At 66.2% G+C, this 20,090-nt stretch carries 16 protein-coding genes and 1 other RNA gene; 14 read left to right on the forward strand and 3 right to left on the reverse strand.

All coding sequences use genetic code 11. The annotated features are described in order from the left end of the window. Positions 1 to 233 precede the first annotated feature (233 nt). From VC212_RS22560 to VC212_RS22590, 7 genes are all read left to right on the forward strand, one after another. A complete protein-coding gene (locus tag VC212_RS22560; protein ID WP_055846766.1) occupies positions 234 to 1,616 on the forward strand; it encodes a DcaP family trimeric outer membrane transporter in 1,383 nt (460 codons plus the stop codon). Positions 1,617 to 1,685: 69 nt separating this feature from the next. After that, positions 1,686 to 2,003, forward strand: a complete 318-nt coding sequence (locus tag VC212_RS22565) for a DUF485 domain-containing protein (RefSeq protein WP_323526979.1) — start codon at positions 1,686 to 1,688, stop codon at positions 2,001 to 2,003. Continuing rightward, positions 2,000 to 3,727, forward strand: coding sequence for a cation acetate symporter (locus tag VC212_RS22570; protein ID WP_055846771.1), 1,728 nt, complete (start codon positions 2,000 to 2,002; stop codon positions 3,725 to 3,727). The genes VC212_RS22565 and VC212_RS22570 overlap by 4 nt, the downstream gene beginning before the upstream one ends. A gap of 611 nt (positions 3,728 to 4,338) precedes the next feature. After that, complete coding sequence (locus VC212_RS22575) at positions 4,339 to 5,346, forward strand: glycerophosphodiester phosphodiesterase family protein (protein ID WP_323526989.1); 1,008 nt, start codon at positions 4,339 to 4,341, stop codon at positions 5,344 to 5,346. A gap of 61 nt (positions 5,347 to 5,407) precedes the next feature. After that, a non-coding RNA gene (locus VC212_RS22580) (sX9 sRNA) lies at positions 5,408 to 5,484 on the forward strand. A gap of 90 nt (positions 5,485 to 5,574) precedes the next feature. Continuing rightward, complete coding sequence (locus VC212_RS22585; RefSeq protein WP_323526980.1) at positions 5,575 to 6,465, forward strand: peptidylprolyl isomerase; 891 nt, start codon at positions 5,575 to 5,577, stop codon at positions 6,463 to 6,465. A 74-nt stretch (positions 6,466 to 6,539) separates the two neighbouring features. Continuing rightward, on the forward strand, positions 6,540 to 7,271 hold the full coding sequence (locus VC212_RS22590; protein ID WP_323526981.1) for a hypothetical protein: 732 nt from the start codon (positions 6,540 to 6,542) through the stop codon (positions 7,269 to 7,271). A 93-nt stretch (positions 7,272 to 7,364) separates the two neighbouring features. Here VC212_RS22590 and VC212_RS22595 read toward each other — a convergent pair whose 3' ends face one another. Beyond that, complete coding sequence (locus VC212_RS22595) at positions 7,365 to 8,510, reverse strand: ROK family transcriptional regulator (protein ID WP_115563384.1); 1,146 nt, start codon at positions 8,508 to 8,510, stop codon at positions 7,365 to 7,367. Between the two features lie 106 nt (positions 8,511 to 8,616). Between VC212_RS22595 and VC212_RS22600 the strand changes: the two genes are divergently transcribed. Genes VC212_RS22600 through VC212_RS22615 form a run of 4 tightly spaced genes read left to right on the forward strand, consistent with a single transcriptional unit; the run spans position 8,617 to position 13,804 of the window. Beyond that, positions 8,617 to 11,292 carry a TonB-dependent receptor gene (locus tag VC212_RS22600; protein WP_323526982.1) on the forward strand — a complete coding sequence of 892 codons (2,676 nt, stop codon included), beginning with the start codon at positions 8,617 to 8,619 and terminating at the stop codon, positions 11,290 to 11,292. Beyond that, the gene (locus VC212_RS22605) at positions 11,282 to 12,538 is read left to right on the forward strand and encodes a phosphodiester glycosidase family protein (protein ID WP_323526983.1); all 1,257 of its coding nucleotides are present in this window, start codon (positions 11,282 to 11,284) and stop codon (positions 12,536 to 12,538) included. The genes VC212_RS22600 and VC212_RS22605 overlap by 11 nt, the downstream gene beginning before the upstream one ends. Before the next feature lie 52 nt (positions 12,539 to 12,590). Then, positions 12,591 to 13,370 carry an exodeoxyribonuclease III gene (gene xth / locus VC212_RS22610; protein WP_323526984.1) on the forward strand — a complete coding sequence of 260 codons (780 nt, stop codon included), beginning with the start codon at positions 12,591 to 12,593 and terminating at the stop codon, positions 13,368 to 13,370. Next, positions 13,367 to 13,804, forward strand: a complete 438-nt coding sequence (locus VC212_RS22615; RefSeq protein WP_055846799.1) for a GFA family protein — start codon at positions 13,367 to 13,369, stop codon at positions 13,802 to 13,804. Before xth ends, VC212_RS22615 begins: the two co-directional genes overlap by 4 nt. A gap of 324 nt (positions 13,805 to 14,128) precedes the next feature. On the opposite strand, the gene VC212_RS22620 is transcribed toward VC212_RS22615, so the two are convergent. After that, complete coding sequence (locus VC212_RS22620; RefSeq protein WP_039425819.1) at positions 14,129 to 14,380, reverse strand: GlsB/YeaQ/YmgE family stress response membrane protein; 252 nt, start codon at positions 14,378 to 14,380, stop codon at positions 14,129 to 14,131. A 126-nt stretch (positions 14,381 to 14,506) separates the two neighbouring features. Between VC212_RS22620 and VC212_RS22625 the strand changes: the two genes are divergently transcribed. Continuing rightward, positions 14,507 to 15,103, forward strand: a complete 597-nt coding sequence (locus VC212_RS22625) for a 4'-phosphopantetheinyl transferase superfamily protein (protein ID WP_323526985.1) — start codon at positions 14,507 to 14,509, stop codon at positions 15,101 to 15,103. On the opposite strand, the gene VC212_RS22630 is transcribed toward VC212_RS22625, so the two are convergent. Continuing rightward, positions 15,088 to 16,674: an alkaline phosphatase D family protein gene (locus VC212_RS22630; RefSeq protein WP_323526986.1), complete on the reverse strand. Its 1,587-nt coding sequence runs from the start codon at positions 16,672 to 16,674 to the stop codon at positions 15,088 to 15,090. The genes VC212_RS22625 and VC212_RS22630 overlap by 16 nt on opposite strands. 368 nt (positions 16,675 to 17,042) lie before the next feature. On the opposite strand from VC212_RS22630, the gene rsmG reads away from it, so the two are divergent. Together rsmG and VC212_RS22640 are read left to right on the forward strand one after the other, a co-directional pair. Beyond that, on the forward strand, positions 17,043 to 17,681 hold the full coding sequence (gene rsmG, locus VC212_RS22635; RefSeq protein WP_323518697.1) for a 16S rRNA (guanine(527)-N(7))-methyltransferase RsmG: 639 nt from the start codon (positions 17,043 to 17,045) through the stop codon (positions 17,679 to 17,681). 342 nt (positions 17,682 to 18,023) lie between these two features. Next, a complete protein-coding gene (locus VC212_RS22640; protein WP_323526987.1) occupies positions 18,024 to 19,835 on the forward strand; it encodes a DUF885 family protein in 1,812 nt (603 codons plus the stop codon). Positions 19,836 to 20,090 lie beyond the last annotated feature (255 nt).

A 20,090-nucleotide genomic window follows, 5' to 3' on the forward strand; every position in this document is an offset into this window, starting at 1 on the left:
CAGTGTGCCGCATCCATTCTGTCCCGGCGGTCAACGGCGCGTTAGACCATGGTCGTAACCTAAGGCGTGCGCTGGCGCACATCCATTGCGGGTCCTGGTGCGACCATCGGTCACCTTGTGGAATGCTGCGTTGCAGCTACGACCAAAGGCGAATAGGCTGCAAACCGCGGACTGCCTCACGCTCCGCACAGCATCGCCATCAAGCGCGAGGCCTTCATTGGGGAGAGGGTTCCATGAAACACCGTACTGCACCGTTGGTGCGCCATCCGTTGGCGGCCGCATTGTTCGTGGCCAGCATTCTGCCGGGCGTTGCGTTCGCGCAGACGGCAAAGGAAAAGGCGCTGGAAACACGTATTGCCGAGCTCGAGCGTCAGGTCCAACTATTGGTGACCGCGCAGCAACAACAACAGGGCCAGATTGCCCAGACGCAGACGCAGGTCACCGAGGTGCGCACCTTGCAGGCGCAGACTCCGCCCGCGCCCGCGCTCCCGGCCGGCAAAAAGCCGATCCAGCTGACCAGCATCACGCCGAACGCGTTGCCGGGGACAACGTTTCGTTACGGTGGTTTCATCAAGGCCGACTTCATGACCACCCGCACCAGCGACGGCGCCTTGCCTGAAGGTGCGGTGGGACGTTACCTGTACATCCCGACGCAGACGCCTGTCGGGGGACAGGCGTCGAGCACCGACACCGACTTCCATGCCAAGTTCTCGCGCTTCAACCTGGGCGTGGACACGGTGACCGAAAACGGCGACAAGCTGACTGGGTTCATCGAACTGGACTTCTTCGGTAACGCGCTGGCCAACCAGGTCAACAATCTGTACGGCGGCACCTTGCGGCACGCCTACATGAGCTGGAACAACTGGCTGGCCGGCCAGACCTGGTCCAACTTCGTCGACGCCACGATCCTGCCGGAAGCGGCCGACATCGTCGGGCCGACCGACGGTGCGCTGTTCAGCCGTCAGACCCAGATCCGCTACACCCGCGGCGCTTTCAGCGTGTCGGCAGAAAACACCGAAACGCTGACCACGCCATACCGGGGCGGCAACACCATCCTGGCCTCGGACCATGGCGCGATGCCGGATCTGACCGCGCGGTACAACTGGAAGGGCACCTGGGGCACGTTCGGCCTGTCGGCGATCGCACGCCAGTACCGCACCCGCAGCGCGCTGACCAACGACACCGACTTCGGCGGCGCCATCGCCGGCGGCGGCCGCTGGATCATCAACTCCAGCAACGATCTGCGCTACCAGCTGGCCTACGGCGAAGGCCTTGGCCGCTATCTGGGCCTGGGCAACGGCTCGGACGTGGAAATCGACATCGACGGCAACATCCAGACCGTCAGCACGGTGGCCGGCTGGGTGGCCTGGCGGCACGACTACAACGCCAAGTTGCGCAGCACCATCATGTATTCGCGCGTGGATTACGACCATTCGCTGGCCAACACCGGCGGGCTGGCGAGCAAGTCGCAGCAGAGCATCCGCGCCAACGTCTTCTATTCGCCGCTACCCAAGGTGGATGTGGGCGCAGAGCTGATGTACGGCCGCCGTGAAGCCGAAAACGGCGATTCCGGCGACATCTCGCGCCTGCAGTTCACCACCAAGTACAGCTTCTAAAGGTTCACCCATCGGCCGCCCGCCACGCATGTGGGCGGGCCGTGCTGCCCGCACTCCAGGAGACAGACCATGACCGTCTCGAATGACGCATTGATCGCCAAGATCGATGCCAATCCGAAGTACCACGCGCTCAAGCGCCAGCGCAACACGCTCGGCTGGACGCTCACCGTGCTGATGTTGTTGGCCTATTTCGGCTATATCGGCCTGATCGCTTTCGACAAGGCATTTTTGGCCAAACCCATCGGCGATGGGGTGACTTCGATCGGCATTCCGATCGCGATCGGGGTGATGGTGTTCACCATCGTCATCACCGCCATCTACGTGCGTCGTGCCAACAGCACCTACGACCAGCTGACCGCGCAGATCCTGGGGGAAGCCCGCAAATGAGCAAGACTTCGCGCCTTCTTCTGATTTTGGCCGGCTTGCTGCCGGCAGGCCTCGCGCTGGCCGCCGGTGGCGACATGGGCCAGGTCGACAAGCAGCCCACCAACTGGGTGGCGATCGGCATGTTCGGCTTCTTCGTGCTGGGCACCTTGTGGATCACCAAATGGGCGGCGGCCAAGACCAAGTCGGCCGCTGACTTCTACACCGCCGGCGGCGGCATCACCGGCTTCCAGAACGGCCTGGCGATCGCGGGCGACTTCATGTCGGCGGCGTCGTTCCTGGGCATTACCGCGGCGGTGATGGCCAACGGCTACGACGGTTTGATCTATGCCATCGGCTTTCTGGTCGGTTGGCCGATCCTGACCTTCCTGATGGCCGAACGGCTGCGCAACCTCGGCAAGTACACCTTCGCCGACGTGGCAGGTTACCGCTTCGCGCCCACCGCCATCCGCAGCTTTGCCGCTTCCGGCACGCTGGTGGTGGTGCTGTTCTATCTGATCGCGCAGATGGTCGGTGCCGGTGCATTGATCAAGCTGCTGTTCGGCCTGGACTACTGGGTGGCAGTGACGCTGGTTGGCGTGCTGATGATGGTCTATGTGCTGTTCGGCGGCATGACCGCCACCACCTGGGTGCAGATCATCAAGGCGGTGTTGCTGCTGACCGGCGTGACCTTCATGGCCGTGGCGATCATGTGGCACTTCAACTTCAGCTTCGAGGCGTTGTTCGCCGAGGGCGTGCGGGTGAAGACCGCGATTGCGGCCAATGGCGGTGCATCGCCAGACGACGCGGCCAAGGCCGGCCTGGCGATCATGGGGCCAGGCGGTTTCGTGAAGGACCCGATCTCGGCGATCTCCTTCGGCATGGCGCTGATGTTCGGTACCGCCGGCCTGCCGCACATCCTGATGCGCTTCTTCACCGTTCCCGATGCCAAGCAGGCACGTAAGTCGGTGCTGTGGGCCACCACCTGGATTGGCTACTTCTACATCCTGATCTTCATCATCGGCTTCGGTGCGATCGCCCTGGTGCTGACCAACCCGCAGTTTGCGGACGTCGCCACCGGCACCATCCACGGTGGCAAGGGTGCGGCCAATATGGCGGCGGTGCTGGTCGGCAATGCAGTCGGCGGCAACGTGTTCATGGGCTTCATCTCGGCGGTGGCCTTCGCCACCATCCTGGCGGTGGTCGCAGGGTTGACCCTGTCCGGTGCCTCGGCGGTGTCGCACGACCTGTACGCCACGGTGATCAAGAAGGGCAACCCGGCGCCGGGTTCGGAGCTGAAGGTCTCGCGTGCCACCACCCTGGTGCTGGGCGTGATCGCAGTGCTGCTGGGCATCGTGTTCGAGAAGCAGAACGTGGCCTTCATGGTGTCGCTGGCCTTCGCCATCGCCGCGTCGGCCAACTTCCCGGTGCTGATCCTGTCCTTGCTGTGGAAGAACTGCACCACGCGCGGCGCGGTGACCGGCGGTTTCCTGGGCCTGATCTCCTCGCTGGTGCTCACGGTGCTGTCGCCGTCGGTGTGGGTGGACACGCTGGGTAACGCGGCCGGGTCGGCGCCGTTCCCGTACACCTCGCCGGCACTGTTCTCGATGACCATTGGTTTTGTCGGCATCTGGCTGTTCTCGGTCCTGGATCGCAGCCCGCAGGCGGCCAACGAACGCGCAGCGTTCAAGGCGCAGCAGATCCGTGCCGAAACCGGCCTGGGTGCCAGCGGTGCGTCGGGTCACTGACCAATCGCGTAACCCATTGCTGTCAACGCAGAACGCCGGCCTTGTGCCGGCGTTCTGCGTTTTGGCAGAGGGTGAGACCGCGCAGCGACGCGCGCCCGCCAGCGCCAAGGCCGGTCCGCAGCGATCGACGGTTGGCAGAGCGCAGAGGCAGGCAGCGATCCAACGCGGTGCTGACCAAGATGCGAGCGGCTTCAGATGCCGATACGCAGGACCCACCGTGCTGCCCGCGCATGCCGCCTTCGCGGCAGCGTTGCGTGGCACGGCGCGATTGCGGTCGTCCACTTCGTTTTTCACGCAACGCCTGCGCGATCGCGAACAACCGCAACACCAGCGAAGAAATTAAGTCATGGAGAGTGACTAAATTGGCCCGCAAGCCGAACGCTGATCACGCACGGCTTGGCCTCTCCCCGGTATCGACCGGCTGGCGAGTGCGCTGCAAGCGAGTTCGCCGGTTGCGTCGACCCATCGGCTCTCGTCCATCCCTTGCCCTTCCTGCACCTACGAACCGGGACACAGAGACCATGCTTACCCTCCTCGCTCCACATCCGCTGGCCCGCGCCTGCCGCCTGCTCGGCGCACTGGCCCTGCTGGCGGCACTGCCGCAGCTGGCACTGGCTGCCTGCAGCGACAGCTCCGACGTCAAGATGCAACGCATCTTGTTCAACTCCTCCAATACCGTCGTGCTGGCGCACCGTGGCTTATGGGGCAACTACGCCGGCATCGCCGACATGCCGGAAAACTCGCGTGGTTCGCTGCAGACTGCCAACGACCAATGCATGGATGGCGTGGAGCTGGACGTCAAACTCACCAGCGATGGCGTGCCGGTGTTGCTGCACGACTACAACCTGGGGCGCACCACCACGGTGTGGCAGCACCATCCGGGGGTGAAGTACGACCCGATCACCAATCAGGGCGTCAACCCATCCGTGTTGGTCACTCCGTGGTCGGAAGTCAGCCAGTTGTTCCTGCTGGCGCCGAATCGTCGTACCACCACCGGCTATCACGTGCCGCGTGTGGATGAGCTGTTCGCCTATTACAAACAGCGCCAGCTGCGCACACCGATGGTGTTCGATATCAAGGACGCCAAAACCGTGCGTGCGGTCAGCAGTGCAGCCAATAAGGTGTTTGGCATCGCTTCCGGCAGCTACGTCGCCGCCAAGGTCAATGCAACGCTGTACACCAGCCGAGATGCTTACCGTGCCGATGGCAGCGGCATGGTCGGCATTCCGGTGTTCACCACCAACATGCTGGGCAAGATCAATGTGCGCCAGACGATCTCGGCATGGATGAACTCGGGTCACCAGACGATGGAGATCAACGTCAAACAACTCGGCGGCTTGCTGCAAAGCGATGCCGATTTCATTCGCGAGCGTGGTTATCGCGTGGGCGTGTTCCAGGCAATTCCGGATGGCCCGTCTGCCGGCAAGTTCTATCAGAACAGCGGCGCTTGTTGCTACGCGCTGTCGGATCTGTATTTCTCTTACGGCGGTGGCCGCGACACGGCCGACAATCGCGGCAATCTGGATTTCATCGTGCGCGACGAGGCCTTCGGCCTGATCACCAGCGACAACCCGAAAGCGGCCATCGCCTACCTGCGTGCGCGCGGCAAGCACGACTAAGAGCGACTCACAAAACTACTGCGCGGCCGCCAGGCGGCCGCGGACGGTGCTATGAATCGGCATGTACCACTCATACACGCCGGTTCTAAGCGCGCCGTCCACGCCCACCTGACGACCGCTCACTACGTTGTGTTAGCCGCTTCAAGCAGCTGTTACCGGCCCGTGCGGGCCGGCTGTCCCGGCGACGGCACCTGCCGCCGCCGGTTCATGCCATCACGGAGATTGCCCATGTTTTCCACATCGCATTTTTTCAAAGTGCTTTGGCTGAGCCTTGCCTGCTGCACGCCGCTGGCGCAGGCTGCTACGGCCGATGCACACCTGCAGGCTGGCCCGGCTTCCGGAAAGGTGCTGCAGATCGGGCAGCAGACGTTCACTGCGCCGGAATATCGCGCGCTGGCCCTGGCCGATTTGCCGCAAAACGCCAATCCGGCCGTTGCGGCCGACCCGAGTTTCGTTCGCGAATTCGCCGACCGGCTGCTGCTGGTGGACCAGGCGCGTCAGACGCATCTGCAAGACGACCCGGTGGTGGCCGCGCACATCCGTCAGGCCACCGATGCGATTCTTGCCGAGGCAATGCAGCGGCGCGCGCGCGATGCCGCAGCGATCGACGCGACCCAAGTGCAAGCGCAGTTCGACGCGCATCCGCACGACTACGACGAGGTGCGCCTGAGCCATCTGTTCGTCGCGTTGCAGCCACAAGGCGATGCGCGGCGTGGCACACCGTTGACCGATGCGCAGGCGCTTGCACGCGCACGGCAGCTCAAGCAGCAGCTGGATGCCGGGACGCCCTTCGAAGAACTGGCGATGCGCGAATCCGACGATGGCAGCACCGCGGCTGAGGGCGGCCAGTTGTCATCGATTTTCCTGCGTAACGTGGCCGATGCCTTTGTTGCGCCGGTGGAGGGAATGGGCGTGGGGGAGGTGTCGGCCCCGGTGCGCGGGCCGGAGGGGTATCACCTGATCCGTATGGATGCGCGTAGTCCCGCCACGCTGGAGACAGCGCGCGGGCAGATCGAAGTGCAATTGCGCGACCAGGCCGCCACCGCTGCGCTGGAACGTCTGCGCCAGGCCCATCCATTGCAGTTCGATCGTGCCGCGCTGGAAGCGGCACTGCGTTGATGCCGGCGCCTGCGCTGAACGTGGGCACGCAGCCATGCCATCGGCCCCGGCTGCTCTGGCCGATGGCGGGCGCGGTGTGTGTAGCCGCGGCGGTGTCGGCAGCATGGATGTGGAGCCTGCGCACGCCTGCTGCATTGCCTCTGCAGCGCAGCGTCGCTGCGCCCCATGTGCTGTATGCCGGCGTTGCGTCCGCGCAGCCGCCTGCGCGCGCCGCGCAGGACCTGTTCGACAGCGCCATGCAACAGCTGGCCTGTCGCGAGCAGGGTGAGCAACGCGCGGCGCAGATCGCGCACGGCGGTGCGCCCAGGCCGCCGTTGGACGCGCGTCGCTGCGTCGCCGGCACGCCGTTGCAGATCGAGGCGCTGCTGCGCACGGCCGCAGCGCACGGCGATGCAGACGCGCAACGCTATCTGCTTGCCCAGCGCGTGAGCGAGTTGCTGCAACGTGCGGTGGCCGCCGCACCCGCCGGGATGCCCGCGCAACTGTCGGCGAACGACGAACAGGAGGTGGCCGCGACGGTGGCCGAGCTGGAAACGCTGGCGCTGGCAGGCCATCGCGATGCCATCGAGACCCTGGCGCAGGTGGTGGAATCGCCGCTGTTGCACGCACCCGACCCGGTGTATGCGGCGGCCTGGCGACTGGCCGCGCGGCAACCGCCGGGCCGCGCGCTGGATGCAGCTGCACCGTTGCAGGCAGAAGACGAGTTGCTGGAGTCGATGCCGCAACAACAGCAGCAACAGGCACGTGCGCTGGCGGTGGAATTGTTTGGCTATTGCTGCCGAATGCCGGTTGCGGCAGCACGGTGATGCGCCCTCTCCAGCGCGACCGTCGAGCGGGTGCGTGGTCGACAGCCAGGCGCGTGCCTGCCAGCGCCAGCGCCGCTGTATCGCTGCCACCACTCAACGGAAGTAACGCGCCTTCAACGGCAGCGTTGCCGCGCCGATCGCACACGCATCGGCCGGTGCTTCGGCCGGCAGCAGCAGCGGCATCGGGCGGCCCTGGCCACGGCGCGGTTGGTTGTCGATCTGCACGGCGGCGATCAGCCGTTGCGCCAGATCCGCCGGCAGGCGACCGCCGAAGACGATGGCTTCCGGGTCGCACACTGCGGTGATTGCCGAGACGATCAGCGACACGCCCGGCGCGCTGCGTGCGATCCAGCGTTCGATCGCCGGCCATGCCGGGTCGTAGGCGGCCAGCAACGCACGCACGTCCGGCAGCGCGATGCCGTCTTCGGCCACAAGTTCGCGTAGCAACTCCAGGGTGGCGCGTTCGAGCTGTTGCGCAGGCAGCATGCCGGCGAACTCACCGGCGTTGCCGCGGGCGCCGCGCAGCACCTGGCCATCGACCACCAGCCCGCCGCCGAAGCCGTAGCTGAGGTAGAGATAGGCGAAATCGCGATGCCGCCGGCCCACGCCCAGCATCGCTTCGCCTGCCGCTGCCACGCTGCCGTCGTTGTCCATCCACACCGGCTGGGTAAAGGCGTCGGCCAGCCACGGACACAGCGCGATCTGGCCCAGGGCGCGCAGCGGCTCGGGCGGATTGATGAAGGTGTCCACACCGGTAAAAAAGCCGCTCATCGCCACCCCGATGCCCAGGCGCGGGCCGGCATCGTCGACGCTCGCCAGCAGCGCGGCATCGGCGGCCTGCAGCTGGGTCAGCACGCCGTACAAGGTGGTATCGGTCAGCGCGACCTCGTTGCCAGCCAGCACCGCACCGGAAAAGTCCATCAGCGCCAGGCTCAGCGCATCGGTCGCGATGGAGATGCCCAAGGTGTGGCCATGGCCCGGGTTCAACGACACCGCCACGCCCGGCTTGCCACGCCCGGCGCGCGCGATGCTGCTGCCCATGTGCACCATGCCGCGCGCCTGCAGGCCTTCGATCAGGCGCACTGCGGTCTGCACGGTCAGCCCGGTACCGCGGCTCAGGTCGGCGCGGGTCAGCACCCCGGCCAGCCGCAAGCGGTCGAGCATGTCGCGCTCGTTGAGGCTCAAGCCGGGCAAGGTGGGCGTGTGTGGGGGCAGCGCAAAGGCGGCAGTGGAGGACATGGCGCGCGGTGTCACAGGGGAACCGCAAGCTTACCCGCACCGGGCTGAAATAATTAATTCACAGGAAGTTATTAAATTAGCGGTCTCATCCTCGACCGGCCGCCCCATGTCCCGCTTCACTACCCGCCCGTGCCCCCGCCTGTGTCTGCTGGCCCTGTGCGTCAGCGCCAGCCTGAGCGCCCATGCCGCCGAGCCGGCGCCGTCCGCGGCGGCTCCCGCCAGCGACGTACCGGTGCAGCTGGATGCGGTGCAGGTCTCCGGCCAGCATCTGTCGATCCGCCAGGCCATCGGCGCCAAGCGCGAAGCGGCAGTGGTGTCCGATGGCGTGGCCGCCGACGATATCGGCTCGATCCCCGACTTCGGGCTGGGCGAGGCGTTGCAGCGCGTGCCGGGCGTGTCGATGGTGGTCAACAACGGCCGCGGCGAGGCGCAGTTCATGAGCCTGCGCGGCTTCAATCCCGACTACAACACGGTGCTGATCGACGGGGTGGCGCTGCCGTCCACCGAAACCAGCCGGCGTGTGCAATCGCTGGATGTGATTCCTGCATCGCTGGCGCAGCAGGTGGACATCTACAAGACCTTCAATGCCGACATGGACAGCAACGCCATCGGCGGCATCGCGTCGCTGCGCACGCGCAGCGCGTTCGATCACGACGGCCCGTTCGCCACCGTGCGCGCGAATCTGGCCGATTGGGAAAACCGCCGGCAGCTGCAAAGCAGCGGTCCGTCCGGGCAGGTGCAGGGCAGTTTCAGCAACACCTTTGGGCCGGACCATCGCTTCGGTGTGGTGCTGTCGGCCGATTATTTCCGTCGCGATTCGTCGTCGTTGAACACCGCCATCGACAGCTACAGCTACTACGCCAACGGCGCGCGGCAGACCCTCGTCCCCACGCTGGACACCAACGGCATGGCGATCGCCCCGGACCGTTTCCGCCCGCTCAGCTACGACAACGTGCGTCAGCGCCGCAGCGTGTTCGGCAAGCTGGAATACGACGATGGCGATGCGCTGAAACTGGCGTTGAGCGCCGGCTCCTTCGAACACGGCAACGACGAACAACGCCGCTCGCAGTGGATCAACCGCGTCGGCAATGCGCAGGTGACCGATGCCGACGACGGCCGCTATGCGCAGGGCAGCGCACAGACCGATGCCAACCGCTTCGACCAGACCCGCACGCTGCGCTATGCGCAAGTCAACGGCAGCTTCCGCCTCAATCCGCAGGGCCACATCGATGTGTTGTTCAACCGTGCCACCGGCAAGTATCGACAAGACACGCGCGAAGATGTGTTCACTGCGGCCGCCTCCGCACGGCTGGGATTCGGCTACGCGCTGGGCAACGACACGCGCCCGACCATTACCCTGGTCGACCCCGGCTACTACAGCAATCCGGCCAATTACCTACAGTCGTACTTTCTGACCCGGGTGGAAAAGAGCAGCACCGACACCACCACCTTCAAGGTCGACTACAGCCAGAACGCCGATGCCGATGCGCAGGGATGGGGGCTGCGCACCGGCCTGCAGTACCGCGATCTGCAGCAGCGCTACAACCTGGACGAGGTGCGTCGCAATCCGGTCGGGCGGGTCAGCCTGGCGACGGTAGGGACCGACGATGCGCGCGTCTGTCCGTATGCCGATTTCAGCTGCCTGCTGCTGGTCGACCCGGCGCGGGTGGCCGCGTTTGCGGGCGCCTCGCCAGGCGCCTACGTGCTGGCCAACACCAATGCGCGCAATAGCGCGATCAGCGATTTCCGTATCGACGAACGCAATGGCGCGGCCTACCTGATGGGTACCTGGCATGGCGAACGCACGCAGGCCACCTTCGGCCTGCGCAACGAGTATCTGCAGCGCGAGGTGCTCAGTGCGGTGCCGCAGCCGCTGAGCAGCACCACCAATTATCTGCAGCAGTCCGACGCCAGCGACCGGCGCTTCTTGTTGCCATCGGCCAACCTTGCCTGGGACATCACCCCGGCGCTGAAACTGCGCATGGCCGGCAGCCGCACCATCGGCCTGCCCACCTACGGCGATATCGGCCAGAACAGCAGCCCGGTGGTCGATACCACCGGCTTGACCATCAACCGCAGCATCGCCAACCCGCAGTTGCGTCCACGCCGCGCCGACAATCTGGATCTGTCGCTGGAGTGGTACCCGGACCAGGATTCGCAGTTGTCGATGGCCGTGTTCCACAAGCGCATCGACGACGAGATCGTGCGCGTCACCAACACCGATCTGCAGCGTGATCCGGGTGGGCTGGCCGGCACCTATCAGGTCACCACCACCCAGGCGATCAATACCGGCGCGGCCAGCGTGCGCGGCGTCGAGTTCACCGCCATCGATACGCGGTTCGATTTTCTGCCAGGTGCGTGGTCGCATCTGGGCGCGATGGCCAATCTGACCGTGCTCGACCCGCGCACTGCCGACGTGCAGATGAGCGATGGCAGCCTGCGCGCGCTGCCCGGCCTGATGGAATCGCCCAAGCGCAGCGCCAATGCCTCGCTGCTGTACGACCTCGGCCGCTTCAGTGCACGCGTCAGTGCCAATTACACCGGTCTGCAATTGCTGTCCGCAGCCACCGACAATCGCGTCAACGACCGTTACTACGATGCCATCACCAGCTACGACGCACAGCTGGCATGGCGCTTCACCAGCAAGCTGCGCATGACCGTGCAGGGCCGCAACCTCAGCAACGCGCGGCTGACCCGCGTCATCGGCGCCGATCAGCAATTGATGCGCGAGCAACTGGATAACGGCCGCGCGTATTACCTGGGAGTGGACTATGCGTTCTGATCGACGCAGCGCAGCGGCGCTGGGTATTTGTCTGATGGCCGCATGCATCGGCAATGCGTGTGCCGACCAAGCGGCCACGCCCGCAGCAACGCCGCCGTTCGTGGCGATGGAGACCATCGTCAGCGACGATTGCTGGGGCCAATGGCCCGACGACGTGCTGGCGGCGGTAACCCGCTGCAAACCGGCCGAGCACAATCGCATCGCCTTGCAGGTACTCGACGATGCCGACGGCCCGGCACGCGTGGGCAGCGAGGCGACATCCTGCAGCGGCGCACGCTGCATCGGCCTGGCACAGCTGCTGCAGTCGGCACCGGCGCAAGCGCTGCTATTGCGCACACCGCCGGCACGCATCGATGCGGTCCTGGCCGCGTTGGATCACGCGCAGGCGCGTGCGCGCGTGACCATCGAGCCGCTGGTGCAACCGGTGCCCGCACCTGCCGCGCCGGTCACGCTGGCGCCGGGCGTGCGCTATTGGCGCCAGCGCGTGGATGGGCCGCAGCCGGTGATGCTGCACATCGCCCAGATCGACCTGACCACGCCGGGCCTGCAACTGGTCGGCACGCATGGCGACCGCAGCGGCGGTGGCGAATTTCTCGCCAATCCCACCACTGCCTTCGTGCGCGATAACGGGCTGGCGTTGGCGATCAATGCCGACTACTTCCTGCCGTTCGATGGTGGGCATTTGTTCGACAAGGCGTTCGTCCCGGCAGCCGGGCAGGGCGTCACCGCCGAAGGCCTGGCCGTCGACGATGGCCACCTCGATTCGGCCGCCGCAACCAGTGATGCGCGCGTCGATGCCGCTTTTTGCGTGAGCGCGCGCAACGCCGTGCGCATCGTGCGCGGCAGTTGCCCGTCCGGTACACGCGTCGGTGTGGGCGCCGGCCCGCTGCTGTTGCTCGATGGCAAGCGCCAACCACGCGAAGCCAGCCGCGCCGACTACTACGACGGCCCCGAGCCGCGCAGCGCGCTGGGCCTGGACCGCGCCGGCAAGACTCTGTGGATGGTGGTGGCCGACGGCCGCCAGCCCGGCTACAGCGCCGGCATGTCGCTGGACGCGCTGACCGCCGTGCTGCAGCAGCTCGGTGCCAACGCCGCCATCAACCTGGACGGCGGCGGCTCCAGCACCCTGGCCGCCCGCGTGGACGGCCGCGTGCGCACGCTCAACCGCCCCATCCACACCGGCATTCCGGGGCGCGAACGCCCGGTCGCCAACCAGTTGGGTGTGCGGATCGTGGGGCAGCCCTGAGGCGCCGGCAGATGGCGCGGTACCATTGGTGGTTTGAACCACGGCCCCCGCCATGAAGATCGCCTCCTGGAACGTCAACTCGCTCAACGTGCGCCTGCCGCACCTGCAACAGTGGCTCACCGACGTCGCGCCGGACGTGGTGGGGATCCAGGAAACCAAGCTGGAAGACCACAAGTTCCCGGACGCGGCGCTGGCCGCGCTTGGGTATCGCAGCGTGTTCTGCGGGCAGAAGACCTACAACGGCGTGGCGATTCTGTCGCGCGCGCCGGCGTTGGACGTGCAGATGGGCATCCCCGGGTTCGATGACGTGCAACAGCGCGTCATCGCCGCCACCGTCGATGGCGTGCGCATCATCAATCTGTACGTGGTCAACGGGCAGGACGTGGGCACCGACAAATACGAATACAAACTGCGCTGGCTGGACGCGGTGCACGCCTGGATCGCGCAGGAGCTGCAGCGCCACCCGCAGTTGGTGGTGCTGGGCGACTTCAATATCGCTCCGGACGCGCGCGACGTGCACGACCCGGTGGTGTGGAACGAGACCCACATCCTCACCTCCACCGCCGAGCGCGCCGCGCTGGAAAAACTGTTGGCGCTGGGCCTGCACGATGCGTTCCGTTTGCATCATGACGATGCCGAGCAGTTCAGTTGGTGGGATTACCGCCAGGCCGCGTACCGCCGCAACCTGGGGCTGCGCATCGACCTGACCCTGGTGTCGGATGCGCTGCGCGCACGCGCGGTGGCGTCGGGCATCGACCGCGAACCGCGCACCTGGGAACGCCCCAGCGACCACGCCCCAGCCTGGGTGCAACTGGCAGAGGCCGGCGCATGAGCGAGCGTCATCTGCGTCGCAGCACCCACAAGATCGGCGACGTGACGCTGGGGCCGGTCCACCGTTTGAGTTGCCATTGCGGCGCCGTGCAGATCGACCTGGAATTGCCGCACGGCCTGCTCGATCCACGCCGTTGCGATTGTTCGATGTGCCGCCGTCGTGGCGCCATCGTCGCCTCGGTCGCGCTCGATGGCCTGCACGTGCGGCAGGGCGAAGACGTGCTGCGCCTGTATCAGTTCAACACGCACGCCGCGGCGCATTATTTCTGCGGGGTATGCGGCATCTACACCCATCACCGGCGCCGCTCCAATCCCAACGAATACGGCTACAACGTCGGCTGCCTGGAAGGCGTCAATCCTTATGCGCTGAATATCGCGGTGCAGGTGGAAGACGGCGTCAACCATCCGGCAGATCGCGCCGCTGCCGGCAGCTGAAACGATACTGCCCGGGCAAGCCCGGGCAGTGCAGCCACCGATGTGGCGCGATTTAGATCGGCTAACCAATCGACCGCGCAGTCGTCAGGAGCGCGGCCGGTGCCCGGAATCGGTACATGCCGCTCGCACACTGCGGTTCTCCCGTGCCGTCCATCTCCACCGGCGACTGCTTTTTAGCCGTTTTTAAAGCGACCAGCAAAACAGTCAGGCAACTACCGGATGGATGCTGCCCATGCCCGGAGGCATATGCCGCGCGTACGCTACGATGACGCCGTGGTGTCCGCATGCACCTGACGGCCGCACCCACCGGTTTGTCGGACGCTGTTAACGCACGCGGCCACGGGTAAACAGATTGACGATGGCCAGCAGAATCACCGCACCCACCAGCGACCAGACAAAGGTCATCACGGTGATCGCCTGGTTGATGCCGCCGCCTAAAAACCAGCCAGCGATCATTGCACCGACGATGCCGACCACCACATTGAGAATGATGCCCTGCTGTGCATCGCGACGCATGATGATGCTGGCCAGCCAACCCACGATGCCGCCGATGATCAACCAGATAATGATGCCCATGGTGCCAATCTCCTCGTTCGCTTGCACCGGGAGCGGTGCATGGGCGCCATTGGACGCAGCGCGCCGTGAAGCAGCTGTCGAGCGCGATGCGCGCACTTCCCCTGCGTTGGGGTTGGTGTGCACGGCGTGACAGCGCACGCTGGGTGGCAGCATGGCCCGGTGCAGCTATGGCTGCGTCCGCATCGGCCCGGTGAGCGCGGCGAGCCGCAGGCGCGGCAGCTGCTTGGCCCGGCCCTGGCGATCGACCCGGCCGCGGTGCCGCTGCTACGCGATGCGCGCGGCCGACCCTCCCTGCAACCGGCGCTGCCCGACTGGGATACCGGCTGGAGCCACAGTGGCGACTATCTGCTGGTCGGGCTGGGACGCGGCGTGCGGCTGGGAGTGGATCTGGAACGCATCCGCGCACGCCCGCGCCTGCTGGACATCGCGCAGCGTTTCTTTCATCCGGACGAACTGGCGTTGCTGGCGGCGCTGGAGGCCGATGCGCAACAGGCGCTGTTTTTCCGTCTGTGGTGCGCCAAGGAAGCCTTGCTCAAGGCCTACGGGCATGGCCTGTCGTTCGGCCTGCACCGGCTGGCGTACGCCGTTGACTCGGATGGCGCATTGCACCTGCAGTGGTGCGACCCCGAACTAGGTGATGCCGCGCAGTGGCAGCTGCACGAATGGTGGGCCGCGCCGGACTGCCGCGCCGCGTTGGCGTTTTATCCTCAGCCCGCCGCGTGAGGCGCCGCGCCATACGGCAAGATCGGCTGACGGAACTGCGCCACGCCATCGAGATCGCGCAAGGTCACCGTCAACACGCCGCTGGCGCCGTCGATCTCCACCTCGCCGAAGAACTGATACCCGGCCAACGGTGAGGTGTTCGGCGCGGGCGGCGCTTTCTGAAATACCACCGTCGGGCCGAAGGTGGCATCCAGCGCGTTCGGCCCGAAGCTGCCGGCATTGAGCGGGCCGCCGACGAATTCCCAGAACGGCTCGAACTGCTGAAACGCGGCGCGGTCCGGATGGTAGTAGTGCGCGGCGCAGTAATGCACATCGGCCGTCAGCCACACCGTGTTGCGGATGCGCGCGCGGCTGATGAAGCGTAGCAGCGCGGCGATCTCCTGCTCGCGTCCACGCGGCGCGCCGTCATCGCCATTGGCGATCGCTTCCCAGCGCGGGCGCCCGTTGCCATCTTCGCCATCGGGGACCTGCAAACCGATCGGCATGTCGGCGGCAATCACCTTCCACTGCGCGCGTGAGCCGGCCAGCTCGCGCTGCAACCAGGCCAGCTGCTCGGCGCCGAGAAATGCGGTCTCCGCGCTCGGCGTGGGTTGCAGATTGTCGCTGTTGGCACCGCGATAACTGCGCATGTCCAGCACGAATACATCCAGCAGCGGGCCATAGCCGATCTTGCGATAGATGCGCCCATCGCCATCGGCACGCACGCCGCGCATCGGTGCATATTCCAGAAACGCCTTGCGCGCACGCCTGGCTAGCACGCCGATGTCGTGCACCTGGTAGCGCGCATCCAATTGCTTGCCGGGCGACCAGTTGTTGGTGGTTTCGTGGTCGTCCCATTGCCACAGTTGCGGCACCTCGGCATTGAAGCGGCGCACATGCTCGTCGAGCAGGTTGTAGCGGTAGCTGCCGCGAAATTCGTCCAGCGTTTCGGCCACCTTGCTCTTGGCCGCGGTAGTGAGATTGCGCCAGCGTTTGCCGTCTTCCACGGTGAGTTCGGCCGGGATCGGGCCGTCGGCGTAGATGGTGTCGCCGCTATGCAGGAAGAAATCCGGGTTGCGTGCGCGCATCGCGCTGTAGATGCGCATGCCACCGATGTCGGGATTGATGCCGAAGCCTTGGCCCACGGTGTCGCCGCTCCAGACAAAACGCACATCGCGGCGTGTCTGCGGTGCGCTGCGCAGATGGCCATGCACCGGCGCACTCAGCACACCGCTGTCGGCATCTTCGAAGCGCACCCGATAGAAAATGTCCTGGTCGCACGGCAGCCCGCCCAGATCCAAGCGCGCGGTGAAATCGTGGGCGGGTACCGCCATGCCTCCCTCCACGCGACGCGCCTGGCGCAGGCTTGGTCGCGTATCCCATTCCACCCGCATCCGTGCCGGGCGGTCCGCGCGGCTCCACAGCAGTGCGCGACCGTCGCGCACATCGCCGCTCTGCACGCCATCGGTGATGATCGGTCGCCCGGAGGGCGCGGCCAGACTGCGTGCAGACCAACCGCCGGCCGCCGGCAGCAACAGCCCGGCGCCCAAACCTTGCAACACGCGGCGGCGCGCGGGATCGGAGGCGGTCATGGGGTGTCCTTCGCGCAACAGGGGAGCTTGCAGATGTAGCGCCGCTGTCTTACCGCTGCGTGTCCGGCAGCGGCACGTCTCCAGGCCGCGTGACCGGGATCACGCCGATGCCGGTAAGCGATGCGCCCGCATCACCGGACACGCCGGACCTCACGCCCGCGATGCGTTGCCGGATCGCGGCCGCCAACCAATACCGTGAAGTGGCGGCCGACTGCGTCGACGCACGCTCCGTTTGAATCCTGCTTCAGATCATTCCTGCGAGCATCGACGATTCCCAATCCCCAATCCCCAATCCCTAATCCCTAATCCCTAATCCCTAATCCCTAATCCCGCCACGCCACGCCACGCCCACCTGCGATAATCGCGCCATGAACGATGCCGCACTTCCCCCCGATGTCTCCGCCGCACTGGCGCATGGCCTGCAGGCCCAATCCCTGGATGCGGATTTCGCCGCGCCATTGCTGCGCTATCTGACGCTGCTGGTCCGCTGGAACAAGACCTACAACCTCACCGCCGTGCGCGACCCGCGCGAGATGGTCACCCGCCATCTGCTCGATTCGCTGGCCATGCAGCCCTACATCGCCAGCGGCACCCTGGCCGATCTGGGCACCGGCCCCGGCCTGCCCGGCATCCCGCTGGCGATCACCCGCCCGCAGCTGCAGGTGACGCTGGTGGAAAGCAACGGCAAGAAGGCGCGCTTCATGCGCGAGGCCTTGCGTCACCTGGCGCTGGGCAATGCGCGCGTGGCCGAGTCGCGCGCCGAAGCGCTGGATGAGCCGGCCGCCTACGACCACCTCACCGCCCGCGCGCTGGATACGTTGGCCGGCATCATCGACGTCGGTGGTCACCTGCTGCGCCCGGGCGGCAGCCTGCTGGCGATGAAGGGGGTCTATCCGCACGAAGAAATCGCCGCGCTCCCGGCCGGCTGGACGCTGGCCGAGGTACACCCGCTGCAGGTGCCTGGCCTGGATGGCGAACGGCATCTGGTGGTAGTGCGTAAGGCCTGAGCCGAAGTCACGTTTATCGGCCTCGAGCGGCCCTCACCCCGACCCTCTCCCGCAAGCAGGAGAGGGGGCGATACTGCCCTCGCCAAGCACGTCACGTCCTTTACCTCCGGCGAAGAGGTGACGACCGGCTTCTGACAAGCCCACCACGACCCTTCCCCCCGCCTGCGGGGGAAGGTGCCCGGGGCGGATGGGGGCAGTCCCTGACTCGCCCCGCCATATCAATCCAGCCGCCGACACTCCAGCCACACCCGTGCGCCGGCCCGCGTTGGGACTTCCGGCCCATGGCAGCGCTCCCGGGGGCTGCCATGATCGGGCGTTCGCTCCAGATCAGGCTCTCCGCACGTGACCTCTCCTCTCGCCGCCGCACTCTCGCTCGCCCTGCTGGGCCTGTCCTTCGGCGCTGTCGCCGCACCGCCCGCCGCCGCTCCGGCCACGCTGACTGCCGAAGCACCTGCCGACGCGCGCTTCCGCGCGATCTACGAAAAAGAGTGGGCATGGCGTCAGGCCGAAACCGGCCAGGCCGATGAAGACACCGACACCACCGGCGACAACACCAAGCTGCCGGACGTCGGCGCGGCCGCGCAGCAGGCGCGTCTGACGGTGTGGGAGGGTGTGCTCAAGCAGCTCGACGGTATCGACCCCAAGCAGCTCTCGCCCGCCAACCAGATCAACCTTGCGATCTATCGCCCGCAGGTGGAAAACCTCGCGGCCGAAGTGCGCCTGCGCCTGTACGAGATGCCGTTCAATTCCGACAGCTCGTTCTGGTCCAACCTGGGCTTCATGGCGCAGCGGCCAATGAAGACCGCCGCCGAGTACCGCGCCTACATCGCGCGCTTGAACGATGTGCCGCGCTATTTCGACCAGCAGATCGTCAACATGCGCACCGGGCTGGCGCGCGGCTTCAGCGTGCCGCGCGCGGTGCTGGACGGGCGCGATGTCTCCATCGCCACCGTCGCCGAGGTCAAGGACCCCACCGAGTCCACCTTCTACGCACCGTTCAAGCAACTGCCGGCGCAGATCCCGGCCGCCGAGCAGGCGCAGTTGCGTGCGCAGGCCAAGGCCGCGGTCAGCGGCGCGGTGCTTCCGGCCTACGCCAAGTTGCTGACCTTTTTCCGCACCGACTACATGCCCAAGGCGCGCACCACCCTGGCCGCCGAAGCGCTGCCCGATGGCAAGGCGTTCTACCGGCAGCAGATCCGCGAATACACCACGCTGGAATTGACGCCCGAGCAGATCCACCAGATCGGCCTGGACGAGGTGGCGCGCATCCAGACCCAGATGAACGCCATCATTCAGCAGGTGGGGTTCAAGGGCAGCTTCGCGCAGTTCCTCACCTTCCTGCGCACCGACCCGCAGTTCTACGCCAAGACCCCGCAGGAGCTGCTCGATCGCGCCGCATGGATCTCCAAGCGCGTGGACGGGCAGGTGGGCAAGTTCATCGGCACGCTGCCGCGCGGGCGCTTCACCATCAAGCCGGTGCCGGCCGATATCGCCCCGTTCTGGACCGCCGGGCGCGGCGGCGCCACGACCTATTGGGTCAACACCTACAACCTGCCGTCGCGGCCGCTGTACAACCTGCCGGCGCTGACCTTGCACGAGTCTTCGCCCGGGCATTCCTTGCAGGGCTCATTGGCGCTGGAGCAGGGCGAGCAGCCGGCATTCCGGCGCGAAAACTACATTTCCGCCTATGGCGAAGGCTGGGCGCTGTACACCGAAAAGCTTGGCCAGGAGATGGGTATCTACGAGACCCCGTACGAGGAATTCGGCCGGCTCACTTACGAGATGTGGCGCGCTTGCCGGCTGGTGATCGACACCGGTGTACACCACGACGGCTGGACCCGCGAGCAGGCGCTGGCCTATCTGCGCGACCGCACCGCGCTCAGCGAGCATGAAGTCACCACCGAAGTGGACCGCTACATCTCCTGGCCCGGCCAGGCGCTGAGCTACAAGCTGGGCGAGATCACCATCGTCAAGCTGCGCGCCGAAGCCGAAAAGGAGCTGGGCGAGCGCTTCGACATCAAGGCCTTTCACGACGTGGTGCTGAAGCAGGGCTCGGTCACCCTGCCGGTGCTGGAGCAGCAGGTGCGTGCGTTTATCGCCGAGAGCAAGGCGCGCCCGGCCAAGCCCAAGTCAACCGCTGCCGCCGCGCCCTGAGCGATGTCGGCGATGCGGCCAAGGCCGCGCCTACGTCGACCGCGTCGACCGGGTTGTGACCGCGTCGCGGCTAGGTCCGCTCCTACAAGTCAGCAGGACCCGCCGATTTTGCCGAAGCCAAGCTGTCGTAGGAGCGGCCCCGGCCGCGATGCCGTACCGACATCCTCAACGCCGCAAAGCTTGATCGGCCATTTGGCACACCAGACACACCGCCTCGACGGTCCATCCGCCTCCTTCCGGTGGCTGTGAATTGGT

The sequence above is a fragment of the Xanthomonas sp. WHRI 8932A genome (assembly GCF_035012785.1).
GTDB lineage: Bacteria > Pseudomonadota > Gammaproteobacteria > Xanthomonadales > Xanthomonadaceae > Xanthomonas.

Excerpts from the sequence above, each read along its gene's own strand:
- VC212_RS22560 (WP_055846766.1), top strand. The coding sequence starts at position 234 with ATGAAACACCGTACTGCACCGTTGGTGCGCCATCCGTTGGCGGCCGCA.
- VC212_RS22565 (WP_323526979.1), top strand. The coding sequence starts at position 1,686 with ATGACCGTCTCGAATGACGCATTGATCGCCAAGATCGATGCCAATCCG.
- VC212_RS22570 (WP_055846771.1), top strand. The coding sequence starts at position 2,000 with ATGAGCAAGACTTCGCGCCTTCTTCTGATTTTGGCCGGCTTGCTGCCG.
- VC212_RS22585 (WP_323526980.1), top strand. The coding sequence starts at position 5,575 with ATGTTTTCCACATCGCATTTTTTCAAAGTGCTTTGGCTGAGCCTTGCC.
- VC212_RS22595 (WP_115563384.1), bottom strand. The coding sequence starts at position 8,510 with ATGTCCTCCACTGCCGCCTTTGCGCTGCCCCCACACACGCCCACCTTG.
- VC212_RS22600 (WP_323526982.1), top strand. The coding sequence starts at position 8,617 with ATGTCCCGCTTCACTACCCGCCCGTGCCCCCGCCTGTGTCTGCTGGCC.
- VC212_RS22605 (WP_323526983.1), top strand. The coding sequence starts at position 11,282 with ATGCGTTCTGATCGACGCAGCGCAGCGGCGCTGGGTATTTGTCTGATG.
- xth (WP_323526984.1), top strand. The coding sequence starts at position 12,591 with ATGAAGATCGCCTCCTGGAACGTCAACTCGCTCAACGTGCGCCTGCCG.
- VC212_RS22615 (WP_055846799.1), top strand. The coding sequence starts at position 13,367 with ATGAGCGAGCGTCATCTGCGTCGCAGCACCCACAAGATCGGCGACGTG.
- VC212_RS22620 (WP_039425819.1), bottom strand. The coding sequence starts at position 14,380 with ATGGGCATCATTATCTGGTTGATCATCGGCGGCATCGTGGGTTGGCTG.
- VC212_RS22630 (WP_323526986.1), bottom strand. The coding sequence starts at position 16,674 with ATGACCGCCTCCGATCCCGCGCGCCGCCGCGTGTTGCAAGGTTTGGGC.
- rsmG (WP_323518697.1), top strand. The coding sequence starts at position 17,043 with ATGAACGATGCCGCACTTCCCCCCGATGTCTCCGCCGCACTGGCGCAT.